A 13,151-nucleotide genomic window follows, 5' to 3' on the forward strand; every position below is an offset into this window, starting at 1 on the left:
CGGGTGTCCAACCAGGACCGTTTCTCAGGGAGTTCTAAGGCGGGCTTTATAGCTCTTTCGACTTATTTTTATGAATATGGGGTGATGGAGCGCGCGCCGCAGGAGGCTGATGCGGTCGAAACTCGGGGAGCCGGGGCCGGGAGGGCTCGGCGGTTCGTCGTCGCGGGTGGCGCGCTTGTCGTCGTGGCGCTGCTCGCGTACTGGCTGGGAAGCAGCGGTGGGAACAACAGCGAAAGGCCCGTGCCGAGCCCGACGCCGACGCCCACTGCGACGCTCGCGGCATCCGAGGTCTTCAAGAGGGTCGGGCCGTCGGTGGCGGCCATCGAGACCGGGAAGTCGCTCGGAACCGGGGTGATCGCGGCCGAGGACGGGACGATTGTGACGGCGTACCACGTCGTCAAAGGCAGTAATAAGGACGTCACCGTGACCTTCGCTGACGGCACCAAGACGAAGGCCGCTGTCGTCTCGTCGAACCCCAAGCGCGACGTCGCGACCCTCAAACCCGCGAAACTGCCGGAGATCGTCGTCCCGGCGACACTCGGCGGCGCCGTGGCCGTGGGCGCGCCCGTCACGGCGATCGGCAATCCGCTGGGCCTGACCTACAGCGTCTCCACCGGTGTGGTGTCGGGCCTGAACCGGAGCGCTGAAAAAGGCGATCTGAGCGGGCTCATCCAGTTCGACGCCTCCGTGAACCCGGGCAGCTCCGGCGGCCCACTCCTCGACGCTCGCGGCCTGGTCATCGGGATCGTCGTCTCGATGGCCGACCCGGGAGGCGACGAGGCGTTCGCCGGTATCGCGTTCGCGGTGCCGATCGGCCTGGCCCTGGGCACCGAAGGCGACGGCCCGCCGGGCGACGGGCCGCAAATCTAGAAGGAAGACGACCGCAGACCGCCGCCCGGGAAGCGGCCCTGCGCCGCGTCCGCGTCTTCACCATCGGCTTCGGCACCACGAACCCGACCCCGATGGTCTGCGACAACACCCAGTTCGACGGCGGCGGCTGGGGCAGCGGCTTCGGTGGCCGCGGCGGATTCGACAGGGGCCGCAACCCCCGCACCATCGACGAGCCCGCACTCAAACAGATAGCCCAGACCACCGGCGGCTCCTACCACCGCGCCGAGAACGCCGACCAGCTCCAGAACGCCCTCGACGCCCTCCCCGGTAACTTCACCGTCATCCACCAACGAGTCGACACAGCCGCCGCCTTCGCCGCTGGCGGCGCCATTTTCATCACGGCGGCCCTGTCTCTCTCCCTCTGGTGGAACCGCCCCCGTACCCCGACCCGCTGACGGCACCCTGGGCCCGGATCCCAGCAGGGTCAGCCGCGTACGTCGAGCGGGACATGGAGCGAGAGATGCGCCGACAGGGCGCGGAGGAAGTCCGGGGCGTCGAAGACCGCGCCCGCGGAGACGACGCCGGTGGTCCTCGTCCGGCCGGTGAGGATGCGTTCGACGGCCTCCACCGCGAGTGGCGCGGTGATGGCGTAGATGTCCTGACCGGAGGCGACCACGCGGCGTTCCGCGCCGCCGGAGCAGACGAGAACGTCGACAATGAAGGTCTGCGCGGAGCGACCGCGCTCGTCGACGGCGGTCGGTGCCGAGGCGTCGGGAGCGGACAGGTCCGCGGCCGCCTTGGCGGTCATGTAGGTACGCACCTCCGGGACGGCCAGGTGGCTGGGAACGGTGACGACGTCGGCCATGGTGAACTCTCCGATGACGCTCTGGGGGCCGAGCGGAGCCGGGAAGGGCCACTCCAGGGTCGGCAGAGCGTCATCGTGGTACTCGAGCTGTCCGCCGGTGTAGCGGACACGGCGCCCACTCCGTCGCTGCCCCGAGACCACGCCCGCGGCGAGCGTTCCGGCTGTGGGGTGCCAACTGCTCAGCCCGTAGGCGACGTGCGCCTCGTCCGCCGCCGTCCAGTCGCCCATCGCGGTGGTGACCAACAGGTCGCCGAGGCCGCCGTAGAAGGCCATCGCCGGGACCACCACGGCGCCCGCCTCACGGGCGCGGTCCGCGAAGTGCGCGAACGTGTCGACGTTCGCCTCGATCTCGGCCGCCACGTCGACATACGGGATGCCGGCGCGCAGCGCCGCTTCGACCAGCGGGGCGGCGGTCGTGGCGAACGGCCCGGCGCAGTTGATCACGGCGGCCGCGCCGTGCAGCGCGCGGTCGAGCGAGGCCGGATCGTCGACCGACGCCTGCCGCGTCTCAAGCCCGGGGTGGGTCTCCACCAGCGCCAGCAGCTTGTCCTGGTCGCGACCGAGGAGCAGGGGTACGTATCCGCGCTCGCGCAACTCCGCGACCACGAACCGCCCGGTGTGTCCGTAAGCGCCGAACACCGCCACGTTCCGACCCGATCCCATGTCTGCTCCCTCGTACTCGAAGTGATCCGCTGCGGAAATCCTGTCTCGATCGCCCCATCGGTGCCAGCGTCCGAAACGACATGACCCGTACAATTCCCGACATGAGTCCTTTCCCGCGCTCCGTCGCGGTCGCCGCTACCGACGGGATGCTGCACTTCGAGCTGGCCCTGGCCTACGAGGTCTTCGGCTCCGCCCCGGACGCCGTGCCAGGTCCCTGGTACGACGTCCGGGTGTGCGGCACGCACGCCGTCCGGGTCGGCCGATTCTCGGTGGAGCCGGACTGCGGGCTCGACCGGCTGGCGCACGCCGACACCGTGATCGTCCCCGCTTTGGCGAACGTCGACGAGGACCCGCCGGCCGATCTGGTCGAGGCGGTACGCGCGGCCCACGAGGCGGGCGCGCGGGTGGTCTCCCTGTGTACGGGCGTGTTCGTGCTCGCCGCCGCCGGCCTGCTGGACGGGCTGCGCGCGACCACCCACTGGGCCCACACCGACGTACTGGCGGCCCGCTATCCCCGAGTGGAGGTCGACCCCGACGTGCTCTACGTCGACAACGGCAGCGTGCTCACGTCCGCGGGCAAGGCCGCGGCGATGGACCTGTGCCTGCATCTGGTCCGCCGCGACCACGGCTCGGTGATCGCCAACGTGGTAGCCCGCCGCCTGGTCGTGCCGCCCCACCGGGCCGGTGGCCAGGCCCAGTTCGTCACCACACCGGTGCCCGCCCAGGACGGCCATCCCCTGGCCGAGCTGCTCACCTGGGTGATGCAGCGGCTGGACCAGCCGCTTACTGTGGAGGACCTGGCTCGCCAGGCGAACATGAGCTCGCGCCACCTGGCCCGCCACTTCCGCTCGGTAACCGGAACCACTCCGCTGCAGTGGCTGCTGACGCAGCGGATCCGCCGCGCGCAGGAGCTGCTGGAGATTACGGACGACAGCGTCGACACCATCGCCTCGGCGGCGGGCATGGGCACGGCGACGACACTGCGCCGCCACTTCCACCGCGCGATCGGCGTACCGCCGGATGCCTACCGCCGAACGTTCCGGGCGTGAGGCGAAGCAGATTGCCAAGACCATCCGCCCAACGAGTCGACGCAGCCGCCTTCGCCGCCGGCGGCAGCATCCTCATCAGCGTGAACTCGGTCCCCTCGCTACTATGCCCGGCGTGAGTGATGACTCTTCTGTGATGAGCACCGGGCGCCTGGAGGCGTTCAGCGACGGCGTGTTCGCCATCGCGATCACCCTGCTGGTGCTCGAGATCCGGCTGCCCGAAGGCTGGGAAGAGGACCTCGGCGGCGCGCTGCTAGGCCTGTGGCCGTCCTACCTCGCCTACGTGGTGACGTTCCTGCTGGTGGGGATGATCTGGATGAACCACCATCGGATGTTCCACTTCATCCACAGGACTGACGGCATGCTGCTGGCCCTCAATGTGCTCCTCCTGATGGATGTCGCCTTTCTGCCGTTCCCCACGCACGTGATGGCCGAGGCGTTGCGCAGCGAACACGGCACTCAGACGGCCGCCGTCTTCTATGGAATCGTGCTGGTGATCGGCGGCATTTTCTACAACGCCCTGTGGTGGTACGCCTCGTTAGGACACCGCCACCTCGGCGGGCACATCACCCCGGCGGAGGCTCGCTCGTTGCGATTTCGCTGGGGCATGGGGCCGGTGCTCTATCTCGTCGCGACCGTCATCGGCGCGTTCAGCGCGATAGGCGCGCTCGTGTTCTACGTGTTGCTGCTCGTCATCTACATGTTCGACATGCGTCCCAGGCGAAAGGCCGTGTAGCACCACGTTTCGCCTGGTCGCCGCGCTGCGCCAGCCCGCCCCCCTGAGCCCTTGCTGTACGGGCGGCGCCGGGCGTCAGTGCTTCGCGGCGCAGTCGTAGAGGGTAGTGCCGCCTCCCGTCATTGGACTGCTCGCGGTGAGACTTCCCCCATACGCGGCGCCGGGGACTTCGGTGCAATTCTCTTTCAGCCATTGCGAGCGCTGCGTGCTCGCCCCGCCCATCATGGCGCCAAAGCCGCCCCGACCGGAGCCCAGGACGAAGCGTAGTTGTCCCGAACTCGTCCACTCCTTCAGCTGCTGGAGGGTCGGGGCGTCGTCGATGCCGATGAAGCCGCCCATGCCGATGACGGTGGCGTCACTGTTAAGGATGAACGAGGAGGCGAACATGGCGCCGCCCTCGGCGGCGAGTTTGATCCGGGCGGAGCCGGACTGCTTGACGGCATAGTCCAGGATCTTGCGCTGGTCGGGGGCGAGCTCGGCGCCGCCTCCGAAGAGCCCGGGTGGCATGCCACTGTTCCCGCCGGGAAGTCCCCCAGGAAATCCTTCGGGGAGTTCCATGCCTTCCGGGAGCTTCATGCCTGGTGGGAGTTGCATTCCTTCTGGGAGTTCGAAGCCGCCCGGAGCCGGGCCGCCTCCGCCTGCCCCGCGCCCGAAGGGCATGGTCGGGGGCCCCGCGGTGGGGTTGGCGCCGCCCATCATCGACGTGGAGCCGGGGACGCTGATCGCCCAGGCCGCAGGCGCCGAAAGCACCGCCAGGACCGCGACACCGAAGGCGGCGGGCAGCCGTCGTCGCCGACCTGCGGGCAGCAGCAGGACGATCGCCGCCATTCCGGCCGCGCCTACAAGCCACGCCACCCAACCGTTCCAGGACGGGACCCGCGCGATCACGACATAGGCCCAGGCCGTGGTCACCGCGACGGCCCCGGCTCCCAGCGGGAGTGCCCAGCGAGCCCCCGCCCGGTGGGCGCGGGCCAGCGTCGTGGCGAAGCCGGCGGTGACGGCGGCGACCGCAGGGGCCAGCTGAGTCGTGTAGTACGGGTGGAAAATCCCCTTCTGAGTGGCGAACACCAGACCGCAGAGCACCAGCCAGGTTCCCCACAGCACCCACCCGGCCGCGGCGAGCGGCTCACCGGGCATTGTGATGCCGCGCCAGCGCAGTACGGCGACGGCCAGGACCAGCACCAGCGCCACCCCGCACAACGGCAGCAGCCAGCTGACCTGCCCGCCGACCTGATCGTTGAAGAGCCGTCCCAGGCCGGCCGCTCCACCGAAGGAGATGCTGAACCCGCCCTCACCACCGAAGATCCGGCCGAGGCCGTTGTAGCCGATCACCAGGTCCCAGGCGCTACCGTCGGCGCTGCCGCCGATGTACGGACGGCTCCCCGGCCAGAGCGCGACCATCGCGACCCACCACAGAGAGGACACCACGAGAACGACGCCGCCGATCAGCAGCTTGCCAAGCCGCCCGAGCCACGGGCCGCGCGCGCCGACCAGCCAGGCCGCCGCGAACGCCGGGATCACCATCCAGGCGGCCAGCATCTTGGTCATGAAGCCGAGGCCGATCAGGAACCCGGCCCCACCGAACCACCTCAGTCCGGAGGTTGTCCGCATGGCGCGGGTCAGCGCGTACGCAGCCGCCACCAGCGTCAGCACCAGCAGGGTGTCAGGGTTGTTGTCGCGGTTGATCGCCACGGTGATCGGCGTCAACGTCAGAACCAGCGCGGCCAGCAGCCCCGCCGCCTCACCTGCCCACAGGCGTACGGTCCGGTGCAGGAGGAACACCGTGGCGACGCCCTCCAGCACCTGGGGCAGAATCATCGCCCAGCCGTGCAGGCCGAACATCTTGGTGCTGAGCACCTGCGGCCACAGCGCCGCCGGCGGCTTGTCGACGGTGATCACACCCGCCGGGTCGTACGCGCCGAACAGGAAGTTCGTCCAGCTCTGGCCCATCGACTTCACGGCGGCGGAGTAATAGCTGTTGCCCCAGCCGAGGGAACCCAGCGCCCAGCCGTACAGTCCGGCGGCCAGGAGCAGGATCACCGCGAGCGCCGCCCGTCTGGGGAGCGCGCGGGGGGTGGATGGCGGAGTCTCGTCGATCTCGAACGTAGTCAGGACCAGCACCCGGACCCCTGCCGTGGCCTCATCACAGGTGATCTCCCTCGTAGCAGCCAGACCATCCATTCCAGGCATGCGAACGTCCATCAGCACCACGTCGGCCAAGGTCTCCCGCGCCAGCCGTACGGCGTCATGACCGTTGGCGGCCTCGCCGACCACCGTCAGGTCGGGAGCCGAGTCGATCAGCACCCGAAACCCGGCACGGACCAGCGCCTGGTCGTCGGCCAACAGCACTTTGACGGTCATGGCCTGTTCTTCCTTGAGACGGGGAGCACGGCGTGCACCCGAAACCCACCGCCGTCCACGGGTCCAGCGAGGAAGGTCCCATCGACCGACAGGGCCCGCTCCCGCATACCAATCAGCCCGTGACCGGTCCCGGTCCCGTTCCCGGACGAGACCCCACCCGCTTCACTCCGACCGTCGTCGGCCACATCGACGATCACACCGTCGGCGGCATAGTCGATCCGCACGGTCGCGGTCGCCCGCGGCGCGTGCTTGCTCACGTTGGTCAGCGCCTCCTGAACGATCCGAAACGCGGCAAGGTCCACAGGAGCGGGCAACGGCCTCGGATCTCCGTAGATGAGCCAACCCAGCTCCAGCCCGGCCGCAGTGAAGGAGTCGACCAGCTCCGGCAGCCGATCCAGCCCCGGCGCGGGCTCGGTCAGCAGCTCCTCGCGGCTACCCGGCCGCCGCAGCAGCCCCACTGTCGTCCGCAACTCGTCCAGCGCCTCCTTGCCCGCTTCACGGACATGGCCCAGCGCCGTACGGGCCTGCTCAGGTTCGGTCGCCAGCAAATGCGCGGCAACCTGCGCCTGTACGTTGATCAGCGCGATGTGGTGAGCGAGAACGTCATGCAATTCGCGAGCGATGTACAGCCGTTCCTCCATCACCCGCCGCTCGGCCTCCTCCTCACGCGTCTCCTCGGCCCTGCGCGCCCGCTCCTCGATGGCTGCCACATAGGCCCGGCGGCTACGCAGCGAATCCCCGACGGCGGTGGCCATACCGATCGACGCGATCGGCGCCAGCATTTCGGGCGTCAGCCACGCACTTCCGCTGAACACCACCCTGGCCACGGTAACCACGAGCGCGGCAAGCCCTCCGTAGGCCCACGCGTGCCGGCGCGGGACTCGCGAGGCCACCGTGTACACCGCGATCGCCGACCTCAGGTTCAACAGACTCCGCCCGCCGTCGATCACGGCGTAGACGACGAACCCGGCGACCGTGACGGCGAGAACGGCCCGGGGCAACCGCTGCCGGAAGACCAGAGCGCACAGACGACCGAAGCTAGCGCTATGTCGTAAGCAGTGAGGGGCTGCATTTGGCCGCGCCACTCCGCCCCAGACGGCGGGGGCGGGCCGGGCGCCAGCAGCGTTATCGCATACACGCACACGGCCAGGATCGTGTCGGCCACATAGGGGAGGGAAAGGAGCTCCCGTCGCAGCCAGGTCACGGTACGCACCCCTAAACAGTAGGTCTGACCTGGGCGAATTCCCTCATCCCGTGGTACCCATCGGCTCTACTGCGACCGCAGTACGGCCGGGTCGGGGTTCGACGAGGGCAGACGATGCTGGCCTGCGACCAAGGTCCCGGAACGTCGACTCCGCCCGGCGGCGCGGTGTGCTGGCGCAGATCGGTGACCGCGGCGGCGCTTTCGGGCCGCAGGAGTACTTACACCTTCCGAGTTACCTGACCGGTGCTACCGTCCTGGATTGTCCGGTCGACGGCTTCGGCCTGTTCAACGGGGCTGATGCTGGCCGAGCTGGGCCGCTCCGCGTGGGCCTCCCCTTTCGCCGATCACGCGCCCAGCCTGCTGTTCTTCTGCCGTACCGGCGACGTCGCGACGCCGAGTTAGCCCGTCAGTTGATCGAGTCCATCCGCGCCGCATCTGGCGAACTCCGCCGAGGGACTCCAACGAGTATCTATGCTCCTGACAGGCAGTGTTACAACGACACCTGTACTGCTCGCGATACTTCGTACGGGCGTGCCGCCGCCTCGGAGTTACCCGCTCGCGCGGTCGGCACCAGCGCCGACAACGCAGCGGCCGAGCCGTCTAATGCGGCCCTCAAACGCGAGATGCTTCAGAGCGCGCACCGCTGGCCCGACGCCCGAACTGCCAGCCAGGCCGTGTTCCGCTGGATCACCCGATACAACATGGTCAGACGGCACTTGTCCGAAGGGCATCCAGCCAACCTCACAGTCCCGCCAGCTCAACCAGTTCCGCCAGGTAATTGCGGCCAGGGAGCAAGGAGACCGGGGTTCGACGCCCCAATGCGGGGCTGAGGATGTACAGCGGGGAGATCTTGAACATAGCCGCCAGGTCGGCCAGGGCGTTCAAGGAGATCCTGCAGTCCTCCAGATCAGGCCACCTGGAGCCTGGCTCTGGGGGAGCAGGACGTGCTGCATGGTTCTTCTAAGGGGCATGCCCCTTAGAAGAACCTCACACGTTCGAGTTCGGTTTGACCGGCTTCCTGCACATATACCTTTCCTCCGCTTTGGAGGATATGTTCGATCAGGCTGTACATCTGCAGGGCCCGGTTGATGGCGTCGGTCTTGGTGTCACCGCGTAGGTTTACAACCTCTTCCAGGGCTCGCGAGGACCGTTCGTTGAGGTTGACGGTGACGCGCTCAAGGGGCCCACTGCCTCGACCGGTGGGTGGGCTCTTCGTGGGGCTGGCTGCTTCAATTCCACGCACTTTCGCGGACATAGTCTTCCGGGATCCTCCCGCACGAGACATGGCTAAAACGGGCCAAGGGATGCAATCCCTGCCCGTACTCGTCGATGTCTTTCCTTGCCTCGCAAGCAAGCGAGGCACTATCAGAGGTGACGGCTATGGTCGGTCCACAGCGTCGAGGGGGACGGCGGTGCCATAGCGATGTCGGCGGAGGGCGTGCTAATCGCCCCCTTTGCTGTCGGCAGGTTTTGCTGCGCTGCGGCAAGAGCAACGTCGGCACGGTAAGCCTGACAGGTAGTGGACCACAGGGAAGGGTGATTGGTAGGCGATGCCTGTCCATCTCCATCCCCCTATGCATGTGACCTGCGGATATCTGTTCTGCAGGGTTGACCGTACGATAGTGAGCTGCCTGGAGTCAAGCTGCTTGCAGAACATGTACCTGTTAGTATACGCGCATAATCAGCGTATCGACCATACGGTGTGTGTCCTTGAACCGTAGCGGGTGATACTTTGGCCCATAGCACTCAAACGCCGTAAGACCCCCGGCTCGTCCGGGGCCACTGGACTACCCCCGGACATCAGGCTGGGGCACGCACCATCCCGCCGGGCCCGGCCCGGCGGGTTTCCTACATCTAGGCCGAGCGAGAAAGTGTTCAGCCACGTGAAGAAGCCAGTGGTTACCGACCTGACCAAGATCGAAGGCAATCCCACCTCTAAGGCTGACCTGCTTGAGGAGCGGGAGGACGTCACCTTTGAGGTCATCCTCTCGGACGGCAAGCGGATCAACGCCACCGCCCCGACCTGGTTGCCGAGCGGAATCGCCCCCGTGATCACCAGGATTGTTCTGTCCAGCGTCATGATCCCCAGCGCCTTCGCCGGCCTGGGAGTTCTTGTGCTCGCGCCGGGATGGGTCACCGTGACTGCGGCCCTCATCTCATTCTGCGTGATTGTCGGGTCGGGAATGTGGATCATCAACCGCCTCGCCGACGCCCTCAAGAAGAATTCCCGCGACTCATGACGTCCCGAAGATCCGCGCGCGGGGTGAGCCTCGTCCTGGCCAGCCGGTCCCTTGAGCTCGGCTGGCCAGGACGAGGTTTAGCCATGGTCGGAGACTTACCAAGCCAAAGGTCCGCAGCCACCTCCATACCCCTTTCTGGCCGGCATCACGAATTGTCGAAGAGGGCCAGTCCCTCTTCGCTATCCGGACTGGTTCCCCGTCCTGGCCTGGGCGCTTCACGCTCAGTTGCTTGGGGGACGCCGTCGTCGGCAGCGGTCTTCGCATCCCCACATAACCTTGCCCTTGCGGCGGCCGATGTTTTCGATCGCTGCGGCGTGGGTCACAGGGGACGTGCTGATCGTCGACGAAAGGAAGGTCGGGGGATGGGTGGTCGGTCCGCAAACTGTTCGCTACCGGATGGTAGGTGTACGGCGTGGACCCCCGGTGTGCGCGTTGTAACTATCTACAGCCGCTGCCGATGTCTACAGCAGTCTATGGTTGGGGGCCAAATGGCTGCCCAAGATCATTAGGTACGTGCACGGCCTTGGTGGCGCTGTTGGCTAAGGAAGAGACGGCCCGATGTCCCGAAGCTCTTGCTCACGAAAAGGGGGAGGCTCGTCCGCCAGCAGGACGCCGCAATGATGGGGGATGGTTGCGTCCACGGGGGCTGGCATGGTCAAGAGCAATGGAGTTTCTGCGTACGCCCTGGTGGGCTGCAGCGGGGTCCGCGGCGAGTTCCCAAACACCTGCGGCAGGTCGCGTTGGTGCAGGTGATAACCCGGGTTGCAGGGTTTCGACGCGGCTGGCGGCGATGTCGTCGCGTGGGTGGCGCGCCAGCCACGGTGGTGGTGATCAGCGTCCCCGCCAGCGGCATAGGTGCGTTCGGTCTGACGACCTCGAGTTGGGTGTCAGCGTCGACGCTCTTTCGGGGTGCGGGACTCGAGGACAACTCGCTGGCCCAGCAGACACGAGGCACGCGCTCGCTCACTCGGCCTGGAAGCCGATGTCGCTTCCAGATTGAGCGACCTCGGCGGAGAACAGCTGCACGAGTTGAGCTGGCCGCCAGGCCGGCCAAGTGCTCAATGTCGACTTACGTGGCCCCCAGGCTAGGCAACCTGGGCCTAGACGACTGGAGACGGGTAAGCCACGCGCATGGGTGTTTCTGTTGAGACCCTTCTCCTAGAAGAACCTCACTTGTTCCAGTTCAGTCTGGTCGGCCTCCTGCACGTAAATCTTCCCTCCGCCGTGAAGGATGTGCTCGATGAGGCTGTACATCTGCAGGGCCCGGTTGATGGCGTCGGTCTTGGTGTCACCGCGTAGGGTTACAACCTCTTCCAGGGCTCGCGAGGATCGTTCGTTGAGGTTGACGGTGACGCGCTCAAGTGGACCGTTACCCCGGATGGCGGCCGGGGGGTTGATGTTCGCGGTGCCGATTCCAGGCGATTTACCAGGCATATCTTGGGATTCCTCACGCAACGTCGAAGACACGGGAGACATGGCTAAAACGGGCCTGGGATGGCTGTCCCGACCCGAGCTTTTCGATGTCCCTTCCAAAGCCCCGTGCCAGTCGCGGGGCTGCGCCAGCCATGGCGGCGATTGGGCAAAACATCCTTCGTGTTCAGGAATCCGCTCCGAACTGGCGAAGTCCCCAATGGTCACGCAGGGGCAGCGTCAAGCGGGGCGACCCTGACCTCCTTCCGATAGCGATGCCGGGACTCAACTGGCGGGGGACGGGGTAGTCGTTCCCCGCCCCCCTCCTGATGGAGATCGGACTCGCACAGGACAAGTGGCAGCGGCCGCGCACATTCGAGGGGGCAGGGACGCCCCCGGCGTAAGAGCGATAAGCGTCTCCACATCGAGACCATCGAGTCGATCGGCTCTCTCAAGATTCTGATCACCCCCTCAGCTGGTTGGCGTGTGCAGCGGGTTGACCGTATGACACTTCACCAGCCATAGTCAAGCTCTTTATAGACTATCTACCTGTTACTATATGCCCGCCGTCAGCGTGTTATACGCGCTTCACTCATACCTTGACTGGATGGGGTGTGAGCATGGTGGTAGGTTGACGCATAGCAAGCTGACGCTCTTGGAACACCCCGGCTCTTCGCCCGGGTCACGCACCACCCCCGGCTCGCCGAGGGCATGCACGCCCCAGACTCCCCGCCTCATGGCTCGAAGCGAGAAAGCGTCTACCTACGTGAAGAAACCCGTGGTCACCGACCTGACGAAAACCGAAGGCGACCCCAGCTCCCACGCCGACCTCCTGGAGGGCCGGGAAAAGGTCAACTTCAAGGTCACCCTCGCCGGTAAGCAGATCGACGCGTCCGCGCCAGCGTGGTCCCCGAGCGGGATCGCCCCGGCGATGGTCATGATCACTGTCCCCGGCCTGACGATCCCCGGGGCCTACGCGGCCCTGGGGATCGCTGTTTCGGCCCCTGGCTGGATCACTGTCATGGCTGCGGTGATCACGTTCTGCATGGTCCTCGGTTGCGGGATGTGGATCATCAACCGCTTCGCCGACCTGCCGGCGAAGCGATCGTGCGATCACGGGCGCGGAGCGGGAGGGACGCCCACTCGCTAAGTGAAGCCCGTCCTGGTCATCCGGCCTCCCCCAGCCCCGGATGGCCAGGACGGGCTTTACCGTGCCCGGCCACCGACCACCGGGCCGACGTCGCCCGCCTCACGAGCCCGGGCAGCTTGGGCAGGGTGGGTCTCGACTGGGTCGGGAGTGGTGGTCAGGCCAGTTCGGCGAGAAGGGTGGCCATCATCCGGTACGCCGCGTGCGCGTCGAGCATTTTGGAGCCGCGGCGGTAGCGGTGCGTGGGCATCGGGACGGCGTGCCCGAGCAACTCCTGGACATCAGTCAGCGGCACATCGGCATCCAGCAGTGCAGTGGCCATCCGCCAACGGTCGAACAGCGTAGTGTCGGTGGGGCCACTCATCCAGCAAGGGCTCGAGCAGGGCGTCCACGCCAGGCGGCACGGTCGCGTCCGAGATGCGGTGTAAAAGTGAACGAGCGTAGGTTGCCGTGCTGAACCGACCAAAGTTCGCACTACGCAAGGACCTACGCTCGTGGCACGCACACTACCGCCCGTTCAGGCCATTCGCGCCGAGATCGACGCCTTGTTCACCGAAGGCCGTGACCTGGTGGAGGTCATCGAAGACGTCGCCCGTCTCGGTGCCCGCCTGATCATCCAGACCGCTGTGGAGGCCGAGGTGGACGCCT

12 protein-coding genes and 3 pseudogenes are annotated in these 13,151 nt (G+C 66.9%); 8 read left to right on the plus strand and 7 right to left on the minus strand.

Translation table 11 applies throughout. The features are described 5' to 3' along the window. Positions 1-84 precede the first annotated feature (84 nt). Entirely contained in the window at positions 85-870 is a 786-nt protein-coding gene (locus tag LDL49_RS42500; protein ID WP_225300526.1) for a S1C family serine protease, read from the plus strand. 92 nt (positions 871-962) lie between these two features. Then, positions 963-1,286 carry a hypothetical protein gene (locus LDL49_RS42505; RefSeq protein ID WP_225300500.1) on the plus strand — a complete coding sequence of 108 codons (324 nt, stop codon included), beginning with the start codon at positions 963-965 and terminating at the stop codon, positions 1,284-1,286. 29 nt (positions 1,287-1,315) lie between these two features. Here LDL49_RS42505 and LDL49_RS42510 read toward each other — a convergent pair whose 3' ends face one another. Then, complete coding sequence (locus LDL49_RS42510; protein ID WP_225300502.1) at positions 1,316-2,359, minus strand: saccharopine dehydrogenase family protein; 1,044 nt, start codon at positions 2,357-2,359, stop codon at positions 1,316-1,318. A 101-nt stretch (positions 2,360-2,460) separates the two neighbouring features. Here LDL49_RS42510 and LDL49_RS42515 point away from each other — a divergent pair, with 101 nt between their 5' ends. Then, positions 2,461-3,408, plus strand: a complete 948-nt coding sequence (locus LDL49_RS42515) for a helix-turn-helix domain-containing protein (RefSeq protein WP_225300504.1) — start codon at positions 2,461-2,463, stop codon at positions 3,406-3,408. A 133-nt stretch (positions 3,409-3,541) separates the two neighbouring features. After that, positions 3,542-4,141: a TMEM175 family protein gene (locus LDL49_RS42520; protein WP_225300507.1), complete on the plus strand. Its 600-nt coding sequence runs from the start codon at positions 3,542-3,544 to the stop codon at positions 4,139-4,141. Between the two features lie 75 nt (positions 4,142-4,216). Here the strand turns inward: LDL49_RS42520 and LDL49_RS42525 are convergent, their stop codons facing one another. From LDL49_RS42525 to LDL49_RS42535, 3 genes and pseudogenes are all read right to left on the minus strand, one after another. Beyond that, a complete protein-coding gene (locus LDL49_RS42525; RefSeq protein ID WP_225300529.1) occupies positions 4,217-6,091 on the minus strand; it encodes a glycosyltransferase family 39 protein in 1,875 nt (624 codons plus the stop codon). Positions 6,092-6,229: 138 nt separating this feature from the next. Beyond that, positions 6,230-6,502, minus strand: a pseudogene (locus LDL49_RS42530) (response regulator); the annotation flags it as partial. Then, a complete protein-coding gene (locus LDL49_RS42535; protein ID WP_225300509.1) occupies positions 6,499-7,452 on the minus strand; it encodes a sensor histidine kinase in 954 nt (317 codons plus the stop codon). The gene LDL49_RS42535 and the pseudogene LDL49_RS42530, both read right to left, overlap by 4 nt. Positions 7,453-8,211: 759 nt before the next feature. Here LDL49_RS42535 and LDL49_RS42540 point away from each other — a divergent pair. After that, positions 8,212-8,536: pseudogene (locus tag LDL49_RS42540) on the plus strand (integrase core domain-containing protein); the annotation flags it as partial. Positions 8,537-8,682: 146 nt separating this feature from the next. On the opposite strand, the gene LDL49_RS42545 reads toward LDL49_RS42540, so the two are convergent. After that, entirely contained in the window at positions 8,683-8,961 is a 279-nt protein-coding gene (locus LDL49_RS42545) for a ribbon-helix-helix domain-containing protein (protein ID WP_225300511.1), read from the minus strand. 628 nt (positions 8,962-9,589) lie between these two features. Here LDL49_RS42545 and LDL49_RS42550 point away from each other — a divergent pair. Further along, entirely contained in the window at positions 9,590-9,946 is a 357-nt protein-coding gene (locus LDL49_RS42550; protein ID WP_225300513.1) for a hypothetical protein, read from the plus strand. Positions 9,947-11,104: 1,158 nt separating this feature from the next. On the opposite strand, the gene LDL49_RS42555 is transcribed toward LDL49_RS42550, so the two are convergent. Beyond that, positions 11,105-11,584 (minus strand): ribbon-helix-helix domain-containing protein, encoded by a 480-nt coding sequence (locus tag LDL49_RS42555; protein WP_225300515.1) that lies wholly within the window; start codon positions 11,582-11,584, stop codon positions 11,105-11,107. Positions 11,585-12,134: 550 nt separating this feature from the next. Between LDL49_RS42555 and LDL49_RS42560 the strand changes: the two genes are divergently transcribed. Next, a complete protein-coding gene (locus tag LDL49_RS42560) occupies positions 12,135-12,506 on the plus strand; it encodes a hypothetical protein (protein ID WP_225300517.1) in 372 nt (123 codons plus the stop codon). Between the two features lie 154 nt (positions 12,507-12,660). Here the strand turns inward: LDL49_RS42560 and LDL49_RS42565 are convergent, their stop codons facing one another. Then, a complete protein-coding gene (locus LDL49_RS42565; RefSeq protein WP_225300518.1) occupies positions 12,661-12,825 on the minus strand; it encodes a hypothetical protein in 165 nt (54 codons plus the stop codon). A gap of 172 nt (positions 12,826-12,997) precedes the next feature. Between LDL49_RS42565 and LDL49_RS59815 the strand changes: the two are divergent. Then, positions 12,998-13,151 (plus strand): annotated as a pseudogene (locus LDL49_RS59815) (IS256 family transposase); the annotation flags it as partial.

Source organism: Nonomuraea aurantiaca (assembly GCF_020215705.1).
Lineage (GTDB): Bacteria > Actinomycetota > Actinomycetes > Streptosporangiales > Streptosporangiaceae > Nonomuraea > Nonomuraea aurantiaca.